A 23,787-nucleotide genomic window follows, 5' to 3' on the forward strand; every position below is an offset into this window, starting at 1 on the left:
AAGCCGCAAAGAAAAGTTATGCGCCAGATTGTTATGCTGTTTTTGGTCGGTTGCTTGCTTGAGTTTTAGAGTTATTGACTGCTTTTTTGCCTGATTGTCGAAATAAAAAACCAGTCGCAACCTGGCGACTGGCATGAATACAATGCTGGTGAGTGATATTCACTTGCCCTGCGGCAGGGTTTTGTCCTCTTTATACTGTGCCGTGGCGATCCAGGCGGCGCAAAACAGCGTCAGGCGGGCAAAAAAGTAGAAGAACGCCATCAGCCCGATCACCGAACCAAAGGCGGCACCGGAAGGCGATTTGGCGACCTGCGGCAGCGTCATGGTCATCACAAACTTGATCGCTTCAAAGCCAATTGCGGCGATCAGCGTGCCGCGCAGCAGCGCTTTTTTCTTCGGCTTATGGCGCGGCAGCATCCAGAAGATCCACAGAAACAGCAGGTAGTTGGCAAAGATGGAGATCGACAACGCGATCAGCGTCATCGCCGGCCGCAGCCATTCAATGCCATCCAACCCCAGCGCATGCACGATGGCCGCCTGGGCAGAGCCCGCAATCGAGGTTAACGACAGCGTGACGATCAGCGCCACTACCAGGCCGGTTAATGAAATAAAATCGCGGGTGTAGCGAAAATAGATTTTCTCCTGATCCTGAGGATTACGTTCCCAGACGTCACGGGACTGGGCGCGGATCGCCTCACGCAGGTTACCCATCCAACTGATGCCGGAGTACAGCGCCAGCGCCAGGCCGGTCAGGCCCACGGTGGTACGTTGCTGGATGGCGGTATTCACCGTGTTCTTCAAGGTACTGGCCAGCGTGGGATCGCTGATGCTATTGACGATCTGATTGATCAGTTCGGCCAGCAGGTCCGGGTTGGACGCCAGCACAAAGCCCACGGCGGCAAACGACACCATCAGGATCGGGATCAGTGAGAGAAACGAGAAGTAGGTAATGGCGGCGCCAAACTGGCTGCCAAGACGGTCGTTGAAGCGTTCGGTGGCTCGCAGCAGGTGAGCGATGGTGGGCCAGGCTTTAACGCGCTCTATCAGGCGAGCGAACCCTGAAAGGCCTTCATCCAGTTTTTGGTGGCCGGTTTTGATGGCGATCGTCGATTTCTCAATGGCCTCAGGCTGCTCTGGAGCGGCTTTATTCTGCATTACGTCACGGTATCCTTCGGGTAATTCAATGGGCATGTGCTTGATTATAGCCAAATATGCCTTTGATTTGGCCGTTATTAGCGAGATTGGGTTAATTCTGATGATGACCTTTACCCACAGCGGCAAGCGAGATCGTTCGATTTTGTCCTATTCGCCACACGACTGAATTTCTGCCGGATCCCTGCATTTTTATCTATCTCATCGCCAGGAAGGCTTTTACTCATCTTATGGCGCGCGCTTTTTCACCCAGTATGCGCCTACTGCAGCCGTAGGGGCTGGAACGGTTATCACCTGAATCAATAGATAAAATGGAAGGTCTTATGAAATTATTCAATCATCCCACCTGTCGCCCATTTACCGAAGCGGGCAACCTGTTGCAACTTTCCGCTTATTACGAGGAAGATCGCCACATTATGTGGATGCTAATGCGTGCAGAGCCGCGCCCTTGCTTCAATCAGGCGCTGATCGAGGACATCATGACGCTGGCGCAGGCGGCGAAAGAGTCGACGTTGCAGTTCGACTTTTGGGTCACTGGCTCGCTGGTGCAAAACATGTTTAACGTCGGTGGGGATCTGAGCTTTTTTGCCGAAGCGATCAAAAACCGCAAGCGTGAGTCGATGATGGCCTATGCCCGGGCCTGTATCGACTGTGTGCATGCGGCGGCACGTGGCTTTGATACCGGGGCTATCAGCATCGCCATGGTGGAGGGCAGCGCGCTAGGGGGCGGTTTTGAGGCGGCATTGGCGCACCATTTTGTTTTGGCGCAGAACAATGCGCGGATGGGGTTCCCGGAAATCGCCTTCAACCTGTTTCCCGGTATGGGTGGCTATTCACTGGTAGCCCGCAAGGCAGGTATGCGCCTGGCGGAAGAACTGATCTGGAGCGGGGAGTCTCACACCGCCGAATGGTTCGAAAGCTATGGGCTGGTGGATAGGCTGTTTCAACCGGGTGATGCCTATATGGCGACTCGTACCTTCATCGACACCATCAGGCCCAAGCTGAACGGCATACGTGCCATGTTGCGCGCGCGTCAGCGGGTATTGCAGTTAACCCGCTCCGAGCTGATGGACATTACCGAGGATTGGGTGCATTCGGCCTTTACCATCGAGGAGAAGGATCGCCTGTACATTGAGCGGTTGGTGATGTTGCAGGATCGGCACACGCTTAATCAGCGTCACGCAGGCTAAGCGTTAATTCCCGCCCGCATCACTTTGGTGATTGCGGGCTATAGGTTTTCAGCCACTGCTCCAGCTGTTCGGGCAGCATTGGCCGGGCGAACAGGAATCCCTGTTTTTCATCGACCCCTACGCAGTCCAGGAAGCGATTTTCACTGTCCGTCTCGACCCCTTCGGCAATCACCTTGAACTGTAGCGCTGCGGCGACCGCGACGATGGCGCGGATCAGTGATTGTGATACCGGAGCCAGGTTGACGCCGCGCACAAAGCTCTGATCCAGCTTGATGGCGTCCAGCGGGATACGTGCCAGTTGGGCCAGAGAGGAGTAACCGGTGCCAAAATCATCCAGATGTACCTGTGCGCCCAGGGCCCGTAGCCGGGCGATTACCTCGCACGCCCGGTTTTCATCCTCTATCAGGCTGCTCTCGGTCAGCTCAAAGTCCAGCGTGCAGGGAGAAAGCCGGTTGTCTCGCAGTACCTCAACCAGATCGTTAACCACGCTGTCATCTACCAACTGCCTGGCGGAAAGGTTAACTGCGATGCGTAAATTCAGCCCCTGCTGCTGCCAAATGGCTGCCTGTTTAGCGGCGGTTTGCAGCACCCAGCGGCCAAGTGGGGCAATCAGCCCGGACTCTTCGGCGTAGGAGATGAACTGCAGCGGTGGGATCAGCCCGCGTTCCGGTGAATCCCAGCGAACCAGCGCCTCTACGCTGTGCACGGCTCCGTTGAGCGTTGCGACCTTGGGTTGGTAATACACTACCAGTTGCTCCTGTTCCAGTCCCTTACGCAGATTGGTATCCAACCACATGTATTCGGCAACGCGGCGGTTCATTTCCGGCGAGAAGACGATAAAGGTGCGTTTGCCCTGCTCCTTGGCGACGTACATGGCGGTATCGGCGCTGCGGATCAGGCTGTCCAGATCGTGGCCATGCTGCGGGCACAGGGCAATGCCGATCGAGCAGCCGGTGTAGACTTCGATCAGACCGATGCGGAAGGGCGTTTGCAGGCGCTCGATAATGCGCTGGGCCAGTTCTTGCAGCATGATCCGGTCGGCCTGGGTGACCAGTACCAGAAATTCATCACCTCCCAGACGGGCAAGCTTTTCCCCGTGATCCAGACAACTGAGGATGGTGCGGGACACTTCAACCAGCAAGCGATCGCCAAACATATGGCCATAGGCATCGTTCACTTTTTTGAAGTTATCCAGATCGAGATAGACCAACCCGACGTGGCTGTCACCGCGTTCGCTAATCGCCCGGTTAATATCATCCTGAATGGCGTTGCGGTTTGGCAGGCCGGTAATGGTATCGGTATTGGCCAATAGCCGCAGGCGTTCCTGGGCGCGGCGTTCTTCGGTGATATCCGTGCCGGAACAGATCAGAAACAACTCTTTTTTGCCGCTGCCGCTGTGGACGAACTTGTTGCGGAACAGGAATAACCGCTCGCCTTTGACCGTTTTGATCCAGCGCTCCACCTCATAGGATGCCCCGTTGCGAAAGAAGTTGGCAATATTGCGCCGTGATGCCGCAGCCTCTTCGGGGCTCATAAACATCTTGAAGACGTTTTTGCCGATCACGTCCTGTTCCTGCAGGCCGGTGTACTCTTCGCTCAGGCGATTAAAGCGTTGGACGCGACCGTGCTGGTCAACGATGACAATGACGGAGTTGGCCTCCGACACCACCTGTTCGGCAAACGACAGGCCGTGCACCAAATCACGCGCCACGGCCTCGGTATCGGTATAGGCAGAGGCGGTGCCTGCCCACTCAAATTTATTGACCCGGCGGCCAACCAGATGCAGATGGATGGGTTGGCCGCTGAGCTGGATGGTCAGGTCCAGGCTGGCAGTGACCCCACTCAGGCGGCGGATTTTTGCCGCCTGCATTTCGTCGAGGGCTACGGCAAGGTGCGTTTTGCCCTTGATTGCCGTCAGCTCCAGGGCGTTGCTGTCAAACGCCAGATGCCAGTAAGGGCTGCTGGTGCCAAAGTGGGTGTTCAGAAGCATCGGGCCTTGGTCTGCGAACATGATCTTTCCTCAAAAAGGGACGGCCGGACCCTACGCTGCAGCCTGAAAGACGGTGGGGATCGCGTGAACGACGTCTGTATAGAGTGTAAAAGAGAACCGCGTACTGTGCGAAAATCAGTTTTGGGCTTCGTTGAGCCAGGGTTGCGGCTAGGGATGCTAAATTTCCCCAAGCCGGAGGAGGACAATAGTCACACTAATAATTACGCTTGGGCAATGTAATCTTCCAAATAACAGACGCCTTCTCCATAATTTATTCATAATTGATGGATATTGGCATTTTTGATTTTAAAAAATTTACACTCACTCTCATTACTATATATTCATGCGCATACTATTATTTCCGACGACGAGATAGTGAGCCTGTTAACGTACAGCGCTCCTGATGAAGAATAACTTTTAAGGAAATGAACATGCGTAAACTGACGGCTTTATTTGTCGCTTCAACGTTAGCCCTGGGTACTGCTTCTGCCGCCTTCGCTGCCGACGCAACTACCACCCCGGCAACGGCATCGGCCACAACCGCCGCTCCGGCGAAAATGATGCACCATAAAGGCCCGGGTAGAGAAGGTCCGTTTGCCGGCTTGAACCTGACCAAAGAGCAGCGCCAGCAGATGCGCGATATCATGAAAGAGTTGCATCAAAACCGCGCCCCGGGTGCTAAAGATGAGCGCCAGGCACTGCACAACATGGTCGCTTCGGAAAGCTTCGACGAAGCCAAGGCAAAAGCCCAGATTGATGCGATTGGCAAAGCGCAATCCGAACACATGCTGGAACGCGCCAAAGCGGAAAACAAGATGTATAACCTGCTAACGCCAGAGCAGAAAAAACAATACAATGAGAATTATCAGAAACGCGAACAGAAGATGATGGAGCATATGAAGAAAATGCGTGATCATGTTCCTGCTGCTGAATAATTAACATTGCTGTCAAAATAAAAATGCCGGGTTATTTGCCCGGCATTTTTTATTGTCTATTCAGAAAATAACCCGGTGCGGATTATTCAGCCGTAGCAGCAATGGCATTAAATTGCTTGATAATCACTGCGGCGAACAGGGGATCGTTGATATGGTACGGCACTTTGAGCAACCGACGTTTTGCGGTCTGTATCAGCGTCCGTTCCAGCGAGTGAACAAAAGCGTCCAACGCTTGCGGATCCCAGAAGGGCTGTCCTGGCGCATCCAAGGTTGAAAAGCCACCCAGCGGTACCACAAAGCATACCTCCCCGGTACAGGCGTTCAGCTTGTCGCCAATCCAACGCCCCAACAGGGTATTTTCCTGCGCCGTGGTGCGCATCAACGTCACCTGGTTGTTATGAGGATAAAATTGACGATTGGCATAGCGGGTCGGAATGGTTTTCGGGTGACCGAAGTTGATCATATCCAGCCCTCCACATGACATCACACTTGGGATCTCGGTGCGGGCAATGGCTCCAAAGCGATCTTCGTTGCAGGCCAACACGCCATCAAACAGGTAGTCGCACACCTCGGTGGTGGTCAGATCCAATACGGCGTTAAGCAAGCGGTTATCGATCAGCTTTTCCATTGCCTGGCCACCACTGCCGGTAGCGTGAAACACCAGGCAATCCCAGTCGTGCTCAATGGCGCTGGTCACGGCCTTGATACAAGGCGTAGTGACGCCAAACATGGTCAGGCCGGTGGCGGGTTTACTGTCGGCATCATCATCGATATGAAAGCGGATGGCCCCGGCTATCTGGTTGGCCGCATTGCTCAATACCTTGCGTGAAATGCGATTTAGCCCAGCGATATCGGTGACGGAATACAGCATGGCAATATCGCTGCAGCCGACATAGCCGGCGACATCACCCGTAGCCATACTCGATACCATCAGTTTTGGCAGGCCGATGGGCAACTGTTGCATGGCGGGCGTGATGATCGCGGTGCCACCAGACCCGCCCAAACCTAGCAACGCAGCAACATCACGGCGTGAGAGCATGAAGCGCTCAAAAGCGATAGCCATGGCCGCAATCGCCTGCCCGCGATTAGCACAAAAAACGGCTTGCTTACCTCCCGGATGGTAACCTGCGATCTCATGTGCAGAAATGTCTGCGTGGTACAGAGAAGGCTTACCGGAAGTGGAGAGATCGAGAGTGATGACGGGTAAATCGAGATTGGCGATCAGATGACGGACATATTCCAGTTCTTGTCCTTTAGTATCTGCTGTGGTAGCAATATAGACAAAACCTGGGGTGCAGCTCATCTTCTGTTCCTGAAAAAGGTTCAGACAACTGTCTGAACAAATTTGATTTTAATGCTATTTATTATTGTAGGTTGGGGAAACCCTGGTGTTGGACAATAAGGCTGTCGTTTATTTCTTGGCCATAATGAGACTGCCGTATCATTTTTGCAAGCATTAATTTACTTAAAGTGAGACTTGTATCCCGTTTTTGGCTATCTTAGTTAGCTGTCATTTTTACGCTACCGATGGGCCTGGATCTGCCGGTGAAGCTGGTTATCGTATTGGTTCCAGGGCTGGAAGATACGAGGAGGTTCGAGGAAAACGTGCCAATATCCGCATTTCCCGCTTCGCGGGATGAATCTTTGACACATACTCGTGCCAAAACCCGCAGCTTGCTGCTGGCCTGTGCGATGGAGCTCTACGATGGCGGTGTCTTCCCTTCGATTACTGAGCTAGCGGCGCACGCGCAGGTCTCCCGTGCTACCGCTTATCGCTATTTTCCCACCCAAAGTGCCCTGATCTCTGCCGTTGTGGCGAAAAGCCTGGGGCCGATCCTGGAATGGCAGCCGCAGGATAACGATGCGCTCAAGCGCATTCATCAGCTGTTGGCGTTTGCCTATCCGCAGATGGAGCAGCATGAAGGTGCGCTGCGAGCGGCGCTACAGCTGTCGCTCCAGCAATGGGCCAAGGCAACGCCGGGCGAAAAGTTTGTGCGTGGCAATCGCAAGCGGTTGTTGAAGCTGGCGGTGGAACCCTTGCAGAACAAACTTCCGGCTGAAGCCCTGCAACGCGTGATCCACGCCTTTTCGCTGATTTATGGTTCCGAAGTGTTCCTGGTACTGAAGGACATTTGGGGTTTAGAGCTCGGTGATATTCAGGATGTGACCCAGTGGATGGCTAAAGCCATCATTCGCCAGGCGGAGGAAGATGCCAGCTCCGGAGGGTAATCCACCAAACGAGTGACGGGCCGGGGAGTGTTCTCCGGCCTTTTCATTGGTTTTTTGGCAAATAAAAAACCGGAACCCCTGCGGGCCCCGGCTTAACGAGGGGTGAAGCAATTAACTCTGTGGTTAAACTTGCTCAGCTTGCAACTACCCGAAGATGCTTTAATCAGGTGTTGTGGCCGGCTTATAATTTCCCTGGTGTTGATATGGTTATTACTAACGTATCGTTCTACTATCGTTTTTATAATATATCACTTCTTATACCATGTTTGACTATAAAAGATGGTATGTCAAGCAAGCTATTAGGCTAATATTGTATAGTATGCGAGATTTCGATAACGTTTTTGTACGGGTGGGTGTCAAAGCGACTGAAAAATCAGCGAGATATATCGAAGGATAAAATGTTTAACAATCATCAAAAATTCGATTCGCAGTCGATTGCAGGCAGGGTCAGGGAACTCTTTTTACAGCATGGGATCGGCAAGCGACAACATGCCAAGGAGCTCAGCCGCATTCTGGATCTGAGTTTTTCCCATGCTCACCGCAAGCTGAAAGGCCAGAGCCCATGGACGCTGGAACAAATCAACAATGTGGCACTGGCCTTGGGAGAAACGCTGGCGTCTATCGTCGATATTCTCCCCGACAGTGAGCCTGTTGGGTCCACAGTGGCACAGGATGCCATCTTTTCGCTGGCTGGGGTGGCGTTGCCTTGTGTGGCACACATCGGCAGCGAACTATTAGGCGGCAAGCTGGCTGAGTTTGTTGGCTTGCAGCAGGATGGGCAGTGGACCGTTTATCGGGCCAGCGAAGCTCCGCTGGGCAAGCGTTTTGCTGTTGAACTGATCGAGATCCGCCCCGGTCATATTGAAGACGATCGCCTGAGCATTGCGGTATTGGATGATGCTCACCAGGCGGCCGATGAGCTGACCAAGTATCTCAATAGCCAAGGGTTCAATGCCGTGGCCTTCTATGACGTCAGCAGTTTCTGCCAGGCGCTGGCCAAAAGCCCGTTTGATGGCTACGTGGTGGATTGGTTGATAGGCCATGAGACGGCGCAGAAATGTATCGAAACCATTCGCACTTCCGATCACGCGGATGCGCCGATCCTGGTGCTGACCGGCCAGTTGGGCACCGATTTGCGTGAGTCAGAGATTGCCAGAGCGATGCGAGATTATGACGTGCTAGGCCCGTATGAAAAGCCGGTGCGGCTCCATGTGATCGAAGCCGCACTGCAGCGATGCTTCAATCTGTAGCGACAAACAGCGACGTGAGTGAGGTGGATAGCGCCTCCATGCGTACCGGCTTCATCAGATAATCGTCAAACATGGCGCGTTGCTCGCTGGGTAGCAGCTCCGGCGTATAGGCGCTGATGCCGATAATCGGGATATTACGGTTCGGGCCACGCTGGCCACGCAGCTGTTGCGCCACGGCCACGCCATCGATGCCGGGCATTTGCAGATCGAGCAGCAAGGCATCGTAAGGCCGACGCAACAGTTTTTGCAGTGCACGTTCCGACGAGTCACACAGCTCATGTTGATAGCCCAGCTTATCGAGCAGGGCGATAAAGGCCATGCCTGCGGCAGGATTGTCGTCTACCACCAGGATTTGCTGCTCTTTTTTCAACAGCGTCGTCGCCGGTCGTGGGCTTTGCTCAGGCAACGGTTCTTCACCGATCTCAACGGGAATGCTGACGATAAAGGTGCTGCCTTTCCCTATTTCGCTGTACACCGTGATCGTGCCGTCGAGCAATTCTACCAGGCCGTGGACGATCGCCAATCCCATGCCAACCCCGCTGTATTGACGAGTATTTGACTGATCGAGCTGAGTAAAGGGCTCAAAAATCTGCGGTAGCAGGGCATTGTCGATACCGATGCCGGTATCCGTGACCTCGATGATCAACGAACTCCCCGCCGGTTGACTACGCAGGCAGCTGTGCAGAGTTATAGTGCCGTTTTCGGTATATTTAAAGGCGTTGGTCAGCAGGTTAACCACGATTTGCCGTAGTCGCTGCGGGTCGGAATAGACCTGCGCATGGGTTAACTCCACCTCACGCACCAGCTTGACCCCAGGTTTATGGGTCAGCATGGTGATTTCATCCGTCGTTTCTTCGATCACCTGCTGGGCATTAAAGGGAACAATACGCAGCTCCATCATGCCGCTATCCAGGCGCGCATAATCGGTGAGATCCTTCATCTGGCTTTCTATCTGTTCGGCGGCGGTTTCCAGCCGGTGGAAGGTATCCTTGTGCTCATGGGATACACGGGTATTGGTCAGCACATCGATGGCAGACATGATGCTTTGCAGCGAGGTGCGCAGTTCATGTCCGATGGCCCCAAGGAAGGCGTTTTTGGTGCTGATAGCCTTTTGCTCTGCGCGGATGGCTTTCGACTGTTGGCTGATGGTTTGGCGCTGCTGGCGAATGACGATCAGCGTGATCGCAATCAGCGCGATTACCGAGAACATGATGATCACCAGGCCATAAAAGATGATGTGCCTTTTCTCGATAAAATCTTCGTAAGCCCCGGTGCGCTGTTTCACTTCAGCATGGTCTGCCAGGTTGGCCATCATAATCGCAGAGGGTTTGATTTGTTGCATGGCCTGCGAGATCAGCCCCAAATCCACCTGAGGGCTGTTGACCAACTGATCCAGCTGGGTTATTTCTTCACGCATCCGTTCAACGAGCTCGGGATACCCAGGCTCGTGGTATAACGGCAGGGTTGATTCTGACGGACGGGCGAGCACCGAATAGCGAGAATAGAGAATATCGAACCTCAGCCTCAGGTTATCGATATCCATCTGGTTGGTGCTTTTTTGCTGTTCCACCAGGGTTTCAAATTCTGCCAGCTTGATAGCAAATTTGGCGATTGACCAAGAGTAGTTCTCCTGCGTACCGGCAACGGCATACAGCCCCTTTTTGGACAAGGTGGCGCTGTAGTAATACAGAGTTACCGTCGAGGCGAGCAGGAATAAGGCGGCAAAAATGGCCGGAATAGCCAACCTGCCGCTGTCTTTAAAACGGACTAACTTCATTTAATGACGATCCTGTTGATCTGCCAGATAAAGCGTGAGTTATACAGCGGAGAGTTGAGCTCCGCGCCCCCGGCATCGCGGGGATAGATCAGAAACAGCGGCCCGAAATCGCGCACCTTTAACATTTCACCGCCCATTTTATAGGCCAGGATCATATTGTATTTAGCCACGTCCGAGATGGGTACATCAATATAATAATCGTTCAGCGCATAGAGCGTCATCATGGTGCCTTCGGCCCCCACTTTAGCCAAAATATCCGCCAGCAATACGCCATCGAATTTTACTCTGGGCGTCCACGAAGTGGTGGTCGTGATGCTGCGAAGCGGCATGGCAAACAGCTCTTTATCGGTAAAGACATAGGTTTTGTTCTCGGCGTCGGTAGTGTTTTTGATCTTGCCGCCGACTTCCAGGGTAAAGCTGAGTGCGCTGGCTTGGGTAATGACCAAAGCCAGTAGGGCAAACGCGGTATTTCTCATTGCGGTCAACAGCATCGGTAGCTCTCCAGGCCGGGGATCACGCCCACGGCAATTCGTTTAGCATCAGGGTAGTAAAGGCAAATTCGACCTGCTCCAGGTCATGTTTTCTGGCGCTGGCCTGCACGTTGTTCAGCTCGGGGATGGCAAAATAGACTGGCTGACATAATGGATAGTCTCGGACCCGCAATTCGGGAGCGATTGAGGTAAAGAAGGCAGTCGTTGGTACATCGTAGCCAGCGGCAATATGCACCGCAGCGGTATCCGATGTCAGAACATAGCGGGCATGTTTCACCCAGGCCAGGAAATCAGCGGTCGTGGTGGAGAGCGGTTGAATATTCACATAATGCGGATGATCCACCGCGCCGAACCCCAGCACCGGGCAGGCAAACCTCTCCCACAGCGCGTTCACCAGTGGTACATGGGCACTGGCCGGAATGCTGCGTAACGGTGTACTGGCGGTGGGGCAAAACAGCACGTAGGGCTTATTCTGCCAGCGTTCAGGTAATGGCGGCAGACACAGTTTTTGCATCCAGCGGTTGGTTTTCGCCGCGGCAGGAATAGCGGCAGGCTCAACGCCCAGCGCCCTCAGAAAGAAATCAATCATCGGCAACGTGGTAAAGGCTGGCCAGAACAGCTGATTACCGGCATCAATACACAACTCTTGCTCAGGAATATGCTCCGCTTTCCACGGCAGCCAACGCAGATCGGCCACCACGCCCGCCGCCAGATGGTAAAGCTGATCGACATAGTGTGGCGCGCGCCCTGGCCGGTAGATCATCGTACGCAGGTTGGGATTAAACTCGCGCAGCGCCTCGAGCGCGGTCAGGCCAATAATGGAATCGCCCAGCGTTACGCCCATGCCATTAATGATGTGCACGACAGATTCGTTGCAATAATCCACGCTGAAAGGAGCCGCAGCGGCGTTGCGGATACCGCGGTAGCCAGCCAGGCTAAAATAATCACCGGAAAAACTCGCCTGCTGCTCAAGATCCCATGACGCGACCATGACGCCGTCTGGCGTCAGCAAACTTCCCCGGTGATATAACACTTCATCCTTTGTTAACACTTCCATGATTTGTCCTGTCTACGAAGGTGCGGCTAAGGCTAGGAGGAATAGGCAAAAGAATGGCAGAAAACGCCGCGCTTTGCAGGTGAGAATAAGCGAAATAGCATTAAAAAGATTGGAGTTTACGCCTTACCGCTAGCCGCCTGTCTGAAAACGACCGGGGCGGCGATTTGCCGTACCTGTTAATTGGCCCCAAGCCCTGATTTTTGACGGGCAAAAAATGAGCCTTGAATCAGCCAGTATTTGGCCTTGATGGTGGGAGCGCTGGCATTGTTTGATAGAGCGGTAAAGTAAACCAGGGGCCAGATAATGAAATCCAACTTTAAAAACGAAATACAGACGTTTGGGCGTTCCCTATTATTGCCTATTGCCGTGTTAGCCCCGGTGGGGATGCTAATGGGGATCTGTAGCGCGCTGGGCCAGGCGTATATGATCGATAAACTGCCGTTTTTGGGCAATGCCTACTGCAAGGCGATCCTCTCTTCGGTGGGATTAATCAGCAGCGTGGTGTTCCAGAATATTCCATTGCTGTTCGCCATGGGGGTCGCTTATGGCATGTCGAAGAAGGAAAAGGGTATTGCGGTCTTCGCTTCGGTCATCGCCTATCTAACCTTACTGATCTCCATGCACGTGCATCTGAAAGTGATGGACCAATTGGTGACGGAGAATATGGCGTTGGTCGGGCAGGGCATGGTGCTCGGCATCCACACGCTGAAAATAGAGGCGCTGGGAGGGATCATTGCCGGTTTGCTTGCCGCCAAGGTGACAGACCGGTTCTATCGGCTGCAACTGCCGTTGGCCTTTGCCTTCTTTAGCGGGAAGAAATCGGTCGCCATTCTATCGATTGCCTTCACCATCCCGGTCGGCCTGCTGATCCCGTTCGTGTGGGATGTGTTTACCTATGGGATGCGAAGCATCTCGACCGTGATGATGGCCCCGAACATCGGTGCTGGGATCTACATGACCCTGAACCGTTTGCTGATCCCGTTTGGCTTGCACCATGTCCTGAGTTCGACGGTGCGCTTTACCGAAGCGGGTGGCACCTATCTGATTGATGGGCAAACCTACGTTGGCATTCTGCCCGCCATGAACAAGATCCTGTTTGAATTGGGGCCTAACCATCCGGCATGGAATGAGTTCATGCCAACGCTGTCCAGCTACCTGGCTTCGTCGCAGATGCTGACCACGTTGTTCCGCGTCCCGGCTATCGGGCTGGCGATGTACCACATGGCCTATTTCAAAAACAAGAAATTCGCCAAAGGGATGATCCTGACCGTGGTGCTGACGGCGTTCCTCGGCAATATCACCGAGCCGCTTGAGTTCTCCTTCCTGTTTATTGCGCCGCAGCTCTTTGTTATCTATGCGATCTTGTGCGGCCTGTTGACCATTCCTCTGCAAATGTTGGACGTCTCGATTGGCTATATTCGCGGCACCATCTTTGACTTCGGCATCTTTGGGCTGATGTACGAAAACACCCATTGGCCGAACCTGCTGCTGCTGGGCGCGATTAACTTTGTGGTGTTCTATGGCGTGTTCCGCTACGCCATTGGCAAGTTTGATATCAAAACGCCAGGCCGCGAGAAAGAGATGGCGGATAGTGCACTGCTCAATAACAAAGAGTACGACAAGGTAGCGGAGCTGGTCGTAGAAGGACTGGGCGGCAGGCAGAACATCAAGCGGGTAGAAAACTGTGTGTCGCGGCTGCGTATCGACCTTGGCGACCAGAAGCTGATGAACATGGAGTTGCTGAAAGAGGCCGGCTCATTGGGGACCTTTATTCCCTCCAGCAACCATATTCACGTCGTCTTCGGGCCACACGTCGAGTTTGTCCGTAACGCGGTAGATGACAATCTTGCTGGCATCCAGCAACGTTAAGAGGAACACAGCATGCGCGCACTTTATGATTCCAAAAGTAAAACCATCGACCATCAGGGCATGAAAGACCTGTTCACTCATGAAGCCAGAGTACAGTCATGGCTCGACGTGGAAGGTGCTTTGGCGATGGCGCAGGCAAAGGTCGGTATGATCCCCGCTGCTGCGGCAGAAAATATCGCCGCCAACTGCCAGTTGGAGCGGATCGATCTGGCGGAGATCGACCGTTTGATGCGTCAGATTGGCCACGGATTTGTTCCTGTCATCAAGGTGCTGGTCAAAGCTTGTGATGCAGAAAGCGGCAAGTATGTGCACTACGGCGTGACGACCCAAAACATACAGCAGACGGCCCACTTGCTGATCGTGCAGAAATTCCACCGTCATCTGATGAAGTTTGTCGATGACACGCTGGTCAATCTGGCCCACCTGGCGAAGGCACATAAAAATACCCTGATGGCGGGGCGCACCCACGGCAAACACGCGTTGCCCATCACCTATGGCTATAAGGTTTCCGTGTGGATCTATGAGTTGCTGGCGGCGGTGGAACGCATGCAGGAGGCGGAAAAGCGCGTATTCACCGTAATGATGGGCGGTGCGGTGGGGGCGTTTCATGCCACCGGGGAGGCGGGTAGAACGGTGCAGGCTCTGGTCGCCGAACAGCTAGGGATGCACTCCATGGTGGTGCCTTCGCGCAGCGCCAGAGTGTTCCGTGCCGAGTACATCAGCAACCTGTGTTTGCTGGCGACCACCCTGCATAAAATCGCCGAAGAGGTCTATCAGACGTCCAGCGAGGAGTTTGGCGAGGTCTCCGAGGCGTTCACCAAAGGCACCGTGGGCAGCAGCACCATGCCGCAGAAGGTCAATCCCAAGCTGGCAAAGGGCATCATTGCCAACGCCCAGAAGCTGTATTCGGTGATGACGGCGGTGCTCTACGTCTGCCCAAGGCCATTTGAGGCGGACAGCTCGGCCTACTTTATCTTTGATGCCAGCCTGCAGGAAAGCATTGAGCTGATGGCCGAGATTATCCTGCGGGCCGAGGAGCTGACGCGCACGCTGGTGATTAACCCTGAGCGGATGCATGACAACGTGATGCTGACGCACGGGCTGATCAACAGCGAGAAAATCATGATGAAGCTGGTGGATAAGCTGGGTAAGGATCCGGCCCATGAGCTGGTTTACACCATGGCGATGCGCAGTACCCATGAACATCTCGAATACAGTGAGATATTAAGCCAGGATCCGGTCATGGCCAGCAACTTCACGGTGCAGGAGATTGCGGAACTGCTGGATCCCGGCGCCTATACCGGCCTGTGTGCTGTCTTGGCCGATGAACTGGCGGACCGGGTATTGGAGAGAAGTCATGAATGACCTGCGCTCCGGGGTCATCAAATCCAACCGGATCGTGTTCCCCGATGGAATCAAGGCCGGTTATCTGCTGGTACAGCAAGGGCAAATCAGCGGGTTTGCCAGCCACTTTTCCGGTAGCTGCATCGACCATAGCGAGCGGATCATCATGCCCGGCTTTGTCGATATCCATGTGCACGGTTGGGGGCGGGGTTCGTTCGGCTACAAGGGCAATAAGGCGTCACTGAAGTGGATGAGCCACGATTTGGTCAAGGCTGGTGTCACTTCTTACCTGCCCACCTCCGGCACGATGCCAAATGATTTCCTTGAGACGTCGTTAATAGAGGCAGCCGACTATATTGCCACGGCAACGCCAGCGAACGGGGCCGAAGCCATTGGCATCCATATGGAAGGCCCCTACATCAGTGAAAAACATCTCGGTATGCAGCGAGCCGACTGCCTGCAACGGCCAAGCATTGAGGGATTCGAGCGCTTTAATCAGTTGGCAGGGCGGAACATCCGCCTGATGACGCTAGCGCCAGAGCTGGAAGGGGCGTTGGATTTGATTCGTCATCTGCGGGCGCAGGGGATCACCGCGTCGGCAGGGCATACCGATGCCACCTTTGCTGAGGTTACGGCAGCGATAGAGGCGGGATTAAATCACTTCACCCACGCTTATAGCGGGATGCGTGGCTTCCATCACCGTGAGCTCGGGGTGGTTGGTGCGCTGATGTACTATCAGGATACCTATGCGGAAGTTGCGAAACAGAGCGGTATCACTATCAAACCGGAGGCATTTGATCTGCTTTATCGCCTGAAACGCGATCGACGTATGGTGCTGATGAGTGACTGTATGGGCTATGTCGATTTCCCGGAAGGCTATGAGTTTCACCATTACCTGCGCAAAGAGACCTTCCGTATCAAACAGGGGCAGTTAGAGATTACCTCAGACGGTGGCGATACGCGCCACGTTTGCCCCTGTGACTACGGTGCGGTCCAGCAACTGGAGATGAACTTTCTCGATTCGGTGAAGAACATCGTCGATCGTCTGGATAATGGTCTGGTTTCCGTCGCCAGTATCGCTTGCGAAAACCCGGCGTTTCTGGCGGGCGCGCAGAGCCGCAAAGGGTCACTTTGCCTGGGGAAAGATGCCGATATTCTGGTGCTGAATGAAGGGTTGGATCTGGTGGAGGTCTACTGCCGGGGCGTTCGTCAGACACTGTAACCTTATCTAATGCACGGCCAACGTTGGTTGGCCGTTGTGCCCTCCAATCCCTCCTAGCCAAAGCTCCCAGCGGTACAACCTCAAAAAATTTCAGCGACTTTATTGATGAAGGCCGTCACATAATCTAATTATTTGAGGGACTGTAAAAAAATATGTTGATATTTATCAATATGTGTCAGTTCAAAAAGTGAGCACACTGCGGGTGCTCGTTTGAAATGGTATACAAATCAATAAAAAAGGTGTGGCCAACTTGGCACAAAGAAATATCTCTGTGAGCATTACTGAAAGGAATATCAGCATGAATTTGATTTCAAAGGTATTTTTTCACAAGGCTTGTCAACAACCCAACAAAATAAATCAAAACCAGGGGAAAAAAGTAACACTTAACAAGTCACTCATTGCCTTGACCATTTCCGCCGCAATCTCGCCGATGGCCGGTGTGGCCACCGCAGCTTATGTGGAAACAGGACAGATTGGCGATAAAGCCAGTTGGGAAACCGAGGAGTACAGCAAGGATTGGGGCATAACTGCGATGAAGGCATCCAGCGCCTATGCGCTGGGATTCTCTGGGCAAGGGGTTAACGTTGGCGTAATGGATTCTGGTGCTCTGTTATTTATTCATCAAGATCTTAACGGCGATCGCTTCCATGCCGTCCAGGCTAATGGCATCTACGGTTCGTCCGGTTTGCGTTACCCACAGTCGGCACCGGGGTTACAAGGCGAATATATCGAGGGCGAAGCATTTGATATCAGTGGCCAATGGGTAGCCGGTGTTAACGATGGCCATGGAACCCACGTAACCGGCACCGTTGGGGCTAATCGTGATGGTGAAGGCATGCACGGTGTTGCCTGGGGCGCCAATATTTATGTCGCTAATACCGGTGGCACGGATAGCAATAACTATGGCCCGTTCCAGGATTATCAGTACTTCTATACCGGTTGGAAAGCGCTGGTTGATTCCGGTGCAGAGGTGATTAACAACAGCTGGGGCACCAACATTCGTATTGTCGACAACGGGTCAACCGGCAGTGACGGTGGCAATACCGGGGTGCATATCCCGGCCAATAACATGACCCAGTCAGAATATGAGTACTTTTATTTCAATAAAGTCTACGGAGATAATCCGTCCTTTGTTGATGCTGCCTATGATGCCGTGAAAGGCACCACGGTGGTGCAGATATTTACCACGGGCAACCGCGATTTTGCCAATCCATTCTATCGTGCACTTTACCCTTATTATCACCCTGAAGCCGAGCAGCACTGGATTGCTGTTGCCGGGTTGCAACGGGTAACCGGTACCGATAAATACTCCCTCTCTTATACCTGGAATGAGGCTGGTGAGGCCAAATGGTGGACCGTGGCTGCGCCGGGAAATGGTATCTACTCAACCACGGTGAATGCGACAACCGGGGCTCCGGGCTGGGGGAACTCATCAGGTACCTCCATGTCGGCTCCCCATGTGGCTGGTGCCATGGGCGTACTGCTTTCACGCTATCAGGATATGAGCGCTCTTCAGGTTCGTGATGTGATGTTCACCACCGCCAGCCACCAGAACCCAGACGGTAGTACGTTGGCCAACTGGACTGCGGCTGACGGTGTTCCCGATGTTCGCTACGGCTGGGGAGTGCCCGATCTTGATAAAGGTATGTATGGGCCCGGTCAGTTCCTTGGCAAGGTTGAATACAACATGGCCACAACACCGCTTGATGTCTGGAGTAATAACATCAGCCAGCAAGCGCTGGATGCGCGTAAACAAGAAGATTTGGCCTGGCTACAGAACTATAAAAATCAGGGTATTGCGGCTGGTGGAGCCTATGAGCTGGGTAACAGTTTCATAGTCAATGACGGTAACAGCGATCCGACGGATCATATCGTTAGCCAGGAGGATGCGGAAAAATGGCGGCAAGACTATTACGCTGCGCGTGCTGCTGCTATTGAGGCCAAAATTGGCGCCGATCTCTATACCGGTTCCCTGGTTAAACTCGGTGCGGGTACGTTGGTCATGACCGGTGATAACAGCTATCAGGGGAATACCACCGTGGAGAACGGCGCCCTGTATGGCTTCACTGAATCCTTTGGTAGCGGCACCGTGGCGGTGAATGGCGGTAAGTTCGGGGTCATTGGCCACTATAACGATACGTTTACGCTGAAGGGGCAATTGACATCGACAGCAAGCCATAAGGCTAATATTGACGTCAATGCCGGGGGCACTTACGTCGTCAGCACGGATGAACATGTCAATGTGGGTCAGTTGACCTTTAACGACGGTTCGATGATTACTGTGGGTTCCAACGACAGGGACGTGTACGCAGACGTGTTTAATAATGGCACCGTCGCTGTTGGCACGGTCACCGCTGATGCCTTAACCGGTGTTGATAAGGCCATTGCCACACCTCAGTACGCGTTCTTCAACACCCAGGTCGAGGTTTCTGGTAATGCCCTCACCGCCAGTTTTGGCCGCAATGATGATGTGACGTTTGCCTCGTACGCTTCAAACCATAATGGCCGCTCGATTGCCAATACGATTGAGGGTACGGGTAGGGGGACGCTTTTCAACTCCTTGCTCATGGCATCTGGTGAGGAGGTTAGTGATACCTACAATTCACTCGGCAGTGATATGTACCTCAATACGCAAAATGCCAGCATCGTTAATTCAATGACGATGTCTCGCGTTATCAAGGATCAGGCGGTTGGCATAGGGGGAGGGCGTTATGTCGAAACGGCCGATGGTTCGGGTCGCTTCTGGATGGCGCCTATAGGTAGCTGGTCTAATGTGGATTATGGTCAATCGAGCATGGACGTCGATTTCTTCGCTACCTTAATCGGCAGTGAAATCGATGTAAGCAGCGGCACTAAACTCGGGCTGTACTTCGGGGCGGGTAGAACCGATTTCAAAGGGGGAAGCAGCGGTAAAATCGACAGTGACGACCTGCACTTCGGGGTTTACGGCGTTTCCAAAATCGCTGATGCGGTTTCACTGAATTATGGTGCGATGTACACCAGGCAGGATCGTGATGCTAATCGTACTTTGAGAGTCCTCGATCAGGTTGACACAAATTCTGTTTCCCCAGATGTGGATATTACCCAGCTGTTTGCAGAAGCGGCCTATTCAGGATTCAATACCGATAGCTATTCCGTTGAGCCTTATTTCGGTATCAGCTGGATGCATATCAAATCCGATGGCTATGTGGAAACGGTTAACAATATGGTGTTTACCACCAACGTTGATAACCAGGATCTGCAGGTCACCACCCTTGGCGTGCGCACCGCGGTGCCATTTACCTTGGCTAACCTGGATATGGCAGTGAAAGGCGATCTGTATGGTACCCACTTCTTCGGTGACACTACTCCAGAAGCGACAATGTCTCTTGCCGATAGCGGAGTAGCCAGGATCCAGGGGGGCAAATTGTCTAACCTGGTTGGCGTGGGGTTAGGTATTGAAACCAAGCTCGGTAAAGCAACCACCTTCGGTCTGTCATATACCGGTGCCTATAATAGCGATATCACTTCAAACGGCTTTTACGCCAAGTTAAAAATCGATTTCTAGAGTTATAACGCGATAAAACAACCACCGGCCAAGGCTGGTGGTTGTTCCCGATCAAATGAAAAAGTCAGGATATCTCTGTTCTAGCACGGCGCGCAGCTGCTGCCGATCCAATCCTTCAATCTCCTGAATAAACCCCTCTGCCGGGATCTTCTTCTTCGCCCGGGAAAGCCCGTGCTGGCTGAGCAGCGAGATATCATCGCGGCTGAGATAGAAATTCACCTTGATGTAATCCCACTGATAATACTTCAGATAGCTCGAGATTTTATTGGTGAAGGTGATCAGCAAATCAAAGGGGATCTGCTTGAGCGTGTGTATCTCATTGATATTCAAGTAGCCAACAATCTCAATATGGAAGTGCGACTTCAACACCTCTTTGAAATAGCCCACCTTACTTTCCGAAGAGTTGGTCACGATAATGACGCGTTTTTTCTCCTCGCTGTGGACTCGGTTTTGCAGCTCATATTTCTTCAGGATCAACACCAGCGTGGACAGATGCACCGGCGAAAAGGTGGTTTGATAGTGCTGCGCGATGGGCGCGGTAGCCTGGGTGACGCCCTGATAGAGCAGCGCGTGCCGGGTCTGCACCTGATGCAGCTTTTTATCGTCAAAGTAGAGATTGAACTTGTTTTGTACGATGGTCGAATAGACGAACTGGTAGATCTCGGCGAAGAAGGGCGAACGGTTGTGGATTTCTGCCCGCAGCAACGGGGCCAGGGTTTCACAAAGGCGGCCAACGAGCGTAATCAGCGTGGGATCGTAGATATCAAATGGCCGCCAGGTGTAGGTCAGCGATGAAATCAGCAGGTCGAGAAAGCGATTTTCGTGCTCGCCATCCAGCAGCCCAAAGTCAGAGGATTGAATAAAGCTCAGGTTATCGCTGTGGGTGATGAAATGCCCGCGTCGCATGCGGTGTAGCGCAATGCTCATATACACCAGGAAGTATTTTTTGCTGTTATAGCCCAGCGTGATCCGCTGGCTCAGCCGCTGTTGGTACAGTTCGGCGGCGGCGCTGATTTCCTGCTGGCACACCTTTAAGAACTGCGTGGCAATGGAGCGGTTAATCGGCTCGTTGGCTTTGTGGGGCACCAGCAGGTGATCTTCGCCGATCTCGATGGTTTTCAGGATCGTCAGGCAAATGGCGATGCGCAGCAGGATCTCGTCGCCATCCAGCCGCGAGCCCTGTTTGGGAATGGCGGTAACGGTGAGATGATTGGCCTGTAAAAATGCCGATAGCGCCTGGTTATCGTTTTTGAGCGTGGTTGGGCTGACGTTAAACTTGCGGTAATACTCGCTTTTGTTTACCACGTCCTGCAGGCAGAGCGCCACGCTGAGATCTTTAATGCGTTCATCGGTGGTGGTGATGTAGCGGTTAAACGGGATCTGCTCCAGAAAGGCGATGTATTCCCGGTAGCCGATCGCTGTGACGATCCACAGCCCATCGATATGCAGGTGGCAATCTGGTTCCAGGAACTCGTTGATCTCCTTCATGGAGCGCTTCAGCGTCGACGTGGTTTTGCCAAACCTGGAGGTGACATCCTCGATTAACACCGGGCTGTGTTCCTGAATATATTTCAACAATGACAGGTCAAAACTGTTCACCAAGGCATCTCAACGTCTGGTCTGGAGTCGGTATTCGAGCGTATACAAAATGGCGGGGATTGTCTGTGATCTGGGTGGGTAAGGGGAGTTGTGACGCACTGCAGTTGGCTTGTTTAATTGAGGTGTGTCCGGCTTGCCTAGGCCGCTGACCGTCAGTGGCGCGTTTTTTCTTTCCGTCTAGGATCCTCGTTTCCGTTTTCGGGTAAGGTCGGAAACACCGGTATAAAAATAATTCTATTTTTCTGGAGACTTCGCTGGACATTTTCAGATAGACCTTTTTTGGCCAGCTACACGATGCGATCCCCCGCACTAAACGGGGAAGGGGCTGTACAGGGTGCAGCTCACCGGGGTATCGTTTCAACAGTGATCGAAGATCTTGGCAGCAGTGCTTGCGTCTCTAGTATTAATCACATGATTGACATGACCGGCGGTAATGGTGGGCTGATTTCGATGACGGAGTATGTTTAATGCTGGAATATTCGTCAGGAATGGGGACGATGAAGCCCCGTATGAATGATTTATGAATAAAGTGTGGGGTTATCACGGGAGGTTGCGCCATCACAAATATGTCATCGCGCCATAAGGTTGTCTGTATTTCATGAGGATAATGCCTCTGTATTCATTTCATACCTCAGTTCACCCGTAATCTATCACATGCCTCGGTCTCCTGGCCGATGGTCATGCTGTCATTAACGAGTTCAATAATAATTTATTGTGAACGTTGCGCTCCCATCAGCACGACCTGCTAGCACTGGCCTGGCCATAGGTATTTAACGTTTCGAGGTTCGTTCTTCTTTCCCTCATGCATCCGTTTTTACATTGCTGCACAGTTGAACATCAGTCGACCAGAGATCCTTTTCCGATATGCTCAACGAGAAAGTACCTGCTAGGAGCATCCGGGGCTTATCAAGCTCTATTATGATTATAATGACTTTGGTGATTTCCCCTGAATGTACAGGCTGGAGCATCTGCTATTTACCCGCGCCTTGCCCGTAAAACAGTCTGTTTCTCACGGTCGATTGAGGGGCATGAAAAGGTCATCGGGCCTTCATCGAAAAACACATGTTCTACTAATTGGCATTATTACCAGTATTTTCAATGACCTGACATAAAAATGTTTCCTTTTCACCTCCGCCCCCTCCCTTGTCTGTAGCCCACCCTGACAATGTATCAGCCTCTCCAGGATGCAGCGATTTTTCTTAATAATATTTATTAATTCATAAAATACAGTTGGTTGCGAATTTTTAACCAGCACCACTTGCCTCCAACTCTGCCAGCAACTATCCGCCCGCGTACTGACGCCCTGTCCCACCCGGCGGGCCCCATTTAATAAGTTTAAATAAAAAAAATTAATTACGACTATTTCCAGTCCTCCCCTAATATTTATCTCATCCAACGCCGCTGACACCGGCATGAACGTCAGAACAGGGTGTCAGGCAACTGATGAGAACAGCGTGATAGTGTGGATTCATTTATCACCACAGACGAAGGTAAGATGATTGATTTTATTTAACTTAATATTGAAAAAAGCACTTAACACAGAAAGTGTATAATTTTGACTTTTTATGCTAATTACCCCCTCCTGATCAATGGTGGTGTGAAAATTAGTTAATCTGGCTGGAATGGTTTTTATAACTAATTAACTGCTAATGGGTCGCGCAGTTGACCCACAAAAGTATTAAAACAATCAGTGCCCACAAGCGTAATTCGATGAAGCGGTTGGGCGTATTCAGCAATCAGGAATTGATGCTGAAGGTTAAAATTCTCGGGCTGCACTGAAGATAGTTTTAACCTAATCAGAGCATTTAATCGCTCGTTAAAGGTTGCTGTATTAACGGGCAGCAGGTTTGAACGTAGCTTTACGTTTAAAAAAGGAGGTATGACGAATATATAAGACGCTTATTGTTCGCTACACCCCCATTTACACACCAAGTATTACCATGATGGTAATGATACTCGATCTATAAAGGACGTTTTAAAGATGAAAAAAACAATTGTTAGTCTTTCTCTGCTGGCTGCACTGGGTTTGGCTGCTTCTGCACAGGCTGCTTCAACCGGTACCATTACGTTTAATGGCCTGCTGACTGACAGCACCTGTGACGTGGACATCGAAGGCCAGGGCGCTGATGCCACCG

The 23,787-nt window shown here is 52.4% G+C and carries 15 protein-coding genes and 2 pseudogenes; 10 read left to right on the forward strand and 7 right to left on the reverse strand.

The window, feature by feature from the left end; all coding sequences use genetic code 11:
- Window positions 1-159: 159 nt before the first annotated feature.
- Complete coding sequence (gene yhjD / locus ABIE29_RS22635) at window positions 160-1,155, reverse strand: inner membrane protein YhjD (RefSeq protein WP_429621493.1); 996 nt, start codon at window positions 1,153-1,155, stop codon at window positions 160-162.
- A gap of 320 nt (window positions 1,156-1,475) precedes the next feature.
- On the opposite strand from yhjD, the gene ABIE29_RS22640 reads away from it, so the two are divergent.
- The gene (locus tag ABIE29_RS22640; RefSeq protein WP_429621495.1) at window positions 1,476-2,342 is read left to right on the forward strand and encodes a crotonase/enoyl-CoA hydratase family protein; all 867 of its coding nucleotides are present in this window, start codon (window positions 1,476-1,478) and stop codon (window positions 2,340-2,342) included.
- Window positions 2,343-2,361: 19 nt separating this feature from the next.
- Here ABIE29_RS22640 and pdeR read toward each other — a convergent pair whose 3' ends face one another.
- On the reverse strand, window positions 2,362-4,353 hold the full coding sequence (gene pdeR / locus ABIE29_RS22645; protein ID WP_429621497.1) for a cyclic di-GMP phosphodiesterase: 1,992 nt from the start codon (window positions 4,351-4,353) through the stop codon (window positions 2,362-2,364).
- Between the two features lie 410 nt (window positions 4,354-4,763).
- On the opposite strand from pdeR, the gene spy reads away from it, so the two are divergent.
- On the forward strand, window positions 4,764-5,267 hold the full coding sequence (spy, locus tag ABIE29_RS22650; protein ID WP_429621499.1) for an ATP-independent periplasmic protein-refolding chaperone Spy: 504 nt from the start codon (window positions 4,764-4,766) through the stop codon (window positions 5,265-5,267).
- A gap of 82 nt (window positions 5,268-5,349) precedes the next feature.
- Here spy and ABIE29_RS22655 read toward each other — a convergent pair whose 3' ends face one another.
- On the reverse strand, window positions 5,350-6,570 hold the full coding sequence (locus ABIE29_RS22655; protein WP_429621501.1) for a Tm-1-like ATP-binding domain-containing protein: 1,221 nt from the start codon (window positions 6,568-6,570) through the stop codon (window positions 5,350-5,352).
- Between the two features lie 389 nt (window positions 6,571-6,959).
- Here ABIE29_RS22655 and ABIE29_RS22660 point away from each other — a divergent pair, with 389 nt between their 5' ends.
- Window positions 6,960-7,496 carry a TetR/AcrR family transcriptional regulator gene (locus ABIE29_RS22660; protein ID WP_429621522.1) on the forward strand — a complete coding sequence of 179 codons (537 nt, stop codon included), beginning with the start codon at window positions 6,960-6,962 and terminating at the stop codon, window positions 7,494-7,496.
- A 398-nt stretch (window positions 7,497-7,894) separates the two neighbouring features.
- Window positions 7,895-8,746 (forward strand): helix-turn-helix domain-containing protein, encoded by an 852-nt coding sequence (locus ABIE29_RS22665; RefSeq protein ID WP_429621503.1) that lies wholly within the window; start codon window positions 7,895-7,897, stop codon window positions 8,744-8,746.
- On the opposite strand, the gene ABIE29_RS22670 is transcribed toward ABIE29_RS22665, so the two are convergent.
- The 3 genes from ABIE29_RS22670 to ABIE29_RS22680 are packed head-to-tail and all read right to left on the reverse strand — an operon-like array spanning window position 8,736 to window position 12,071.
- Window positions 8,736-10,523: an ATP-binding response regulator gene (locus ABIE29_RS22670; protein WP_429621505.1), complete on the reverse strand. Its 1,788-nt coding sequence runs from the start codon at window positions 10,521-10,523 to the stop codon at window positions 8,736-8,738. The genes ABIE29_RS22665 and ABIE29_RS22670 overlap by 11 nt on opposite strands.
- Window positions 10,520-11,014 (reverse strand): molybdopterin-dependent oxidoreductase, encoded by a 495-nt coding sequence (locus ABIE29_RS22675; protein WP_429621507.1) that lies wholly within the window; start codon window positions 11,012-11,014, stop codon window positions 10,520-10,522. The genes ABIE29_RS22670 and ABIE29_RS22675 overlap by 4 nt, the downstream gene beginning before the upstream one ends.
- Before the next feature lie 22 nt (window positions 11,015-11,036).
- Window positions 11,037-12,071, reverse strand: coding sequence for a glycosyltransferase family 9 protein (locus ABIE29_RS22680; RefSeq protein WP_429621509.1), 1,035 nt, complete (start codon window positions 12,069-12,071; stop codon window positions 11,037-11,039).
- A gap of 303 nt (window positions 12,072-12,374) precedes the next feature.
- Between ABIE29_RS22680 and ABIE29_RS22685 the strand changes: the two genes are divergently transcribed.
- From ABIE29_RS22685 to ABIE29_RS22700, 4 genes are all read left to right on the forward strand, one after another.
- Entirely contained in the window at window positions 12,375-13,940 is a 1,566-nt protein-coding gene (locus ABIE29_RS22685) for a PTS transporter subunit EIIC (protein ID WP_065683959.1), read from the forward strand.
- A gap of 12 nt (window positions 13,941-13,952) precedes the next feature.
- Window positions 13,953-15,305, forward strand: coding sequence for a class-II fumarase/aspartase family protein (locus ABIE29_RS22690; protein WP_429621512.1), 1,353 nt, complete (start codon window positions 13,953-13,955; stop codon window positions 15,303-15,305).
- Window positions 15,298-16,506, forward strand: coding sequence for an N-acetylglucosamine-6-phosphate deacetylase (locus ABIE29_RS22695; RefSeq protein ID WP_429621514.1), 1,209 nt, complete (start codon window positions 15,298-15,300; stop codon window positions 16,504-16,506). Before ABIE29_RS22690 ends, ABIE29_RS22695 begins: the two co-directional genes overlap by 8 nt.
- A 298-nt stretch (window positions 16,507-16,804) precedes the next feature.
- Complete coding sequence (locus ABIE29_RS22700) at window positions 16,805-20,053, forward strand: S8 family serine peptidase (protein ID WP_429621516.1); 3,249 nt, start codon at window positions 16,805-16,807, stop codon at window positions 20,051-20,053.
- A 51-nt stretch (window positions 20,054-20,104) separates the two neighbouring features.
- Here the strand turns inward: ABIE29_RS22700 and ABIE29_RS22705 are convergent, their stop codons facing one another.
- Window positions 20,105-21,652, reverse strand: coding sequence for a hypothetical protein (locus ABIE29_RS22705; protein WP_429621518.1), 1,548 nt, complete (start codon window positions 21,650-21,652; stop codon window positions 20,105-20,107).
- A gap of 982 nt (window positions 21,653-22,634) precedes the next feature.
- On the opposite strand from ABIE29_RS22705, the pseudogene ABIE29_RS22710 reads away from it, so the two are divergent.
- Together ABIE29_RS22710 and ABIE29_RS22715 are read left to right on the forward strand one after the other, a co-directional pair.
- Window positions 22,635-22,726 (forward strand): annotated as a pseudogene (locus tag ABIE29_RS22710) (IS1 family transposase); the annotation flags it as partial.
- Window positions 22,727-23,633: 907 nt separating this feature from the next.
- A pseudogene (locus tag ABIE29_RS22715) lies at window positions 23,634-23,787 on the forward strand (fimbrial protein); the annotation flags it as partial.

The sequence above is a fragment of the Serratia sp. 2723 genome, assembly GCF_050434425.1.
Taxonomy (GTDB): Bacteria; Pseudomonadota; Gammaproteobacteria; order Enterobacterales; family Enterobacteriaceae; genus Chania.

Excerpts from the sequence above, each read along its gene's own strand:
- yhjD (WP_429621493.1), bottom strand. The coding sequence starts at position 1,155 with ATGCAGAATAAAGCCGCTCCAGAGCAGCCTGAGGCCATTGAGAAATCG.
- ABIE29_RS22640 (WP_429621495.1), top strand. The coding sequence starts at position 1,476 with ATGAAATTATTCAATCATCCCACCTGTCGCCCATTTACCGAAGCGGGC.
- pdeR (WP_429621497.1), bottom strand. The coding sequence starts at position 4,353 with ATGTTCGCAGACCAAGGCCCGATGCTTCTGAACACCCACTTTGGCACC.
- spy (WP_429621499.1), top strand. The coding sequence starts at position 4,764 with ATGCGTAAACTGACGGCTTTATTTGTCGCTTCAACGTTAGCCCTGGGT.
- ABIE29_RS22655 (WP_429621501.1), bottom strand. The coding sequence starts at position 6,570 with ATGAGCTGCACCCCAGGTTTTGTCTATATTGCTACCACAGCAGATACT.
- ABIE29_RS22660 (WP_429621522.1), top strand. The coding sequence starts at position 6,960 with ATGGAGCTCTACGATGGCGGTGTCTTCCCTTCGATTACTGAGCTAGCG.
- ABIE29_RS22665 (WP_429621503.1), top strand. The coding sequence starts at position 7,895 with ATGTTTAACAATCATCAAAAATTCGATTCGCAGTCGATTGCAGGCAGG.
- ABIE29_RS22670 (WP_429621505.1), bottom strand. The coding sequence starts at position 10,523 with ATGAAGTTAGTCCGTTTTAAAGACAGCGGCAGGTTGGCTATTCCGGCC.
- ABIE29_RS22675 (WP_429621507.1), bottom strand. The coding sequence starts at position 11,014 with ATGCTGTTGACCGCAATGAGAAATACCGCGTTTGCCCTACTGGCTTTG.
- ABIE29_RS22680 (WP_429621509.1), bottom strand. The coding sequence starts at position 12,071 with ATGGAAGTGTTAACAAAGGATGAAGTGTTATATCACCGGGGAAGTTTG.
- ABIE29_RS22685 (WP_065683959.1), top strand. The coding sequence starts at position 12,375 with ATGAAATCCAACTTTAAAAACGAAATACAGACGTTTGGGCGTTCCCTA.
- ABIE29_RS22690 (WP_429621512.1), top strand. The coding sequence starts at position 13,953 with ATGCGCGCACTTTATGATTCCAAAAGTAAAACCATCGACCATCAGGGC.
- ABIE29_RS22695 (WP_429621514.1), top strand. The coding sequence starts at position 15,298 with ATGAATGACCTGCGCTCCGGGGTCATCAAATCCAACCGGATCGTGTTC.
- ABIE29_RS22700 (WP_429621516.1), top strand. The coding sequence starts at position 16,805 with ATGAATTTGATTTCAAAGGTATTTTTTCACAAGGCTTGTCAACAACCC.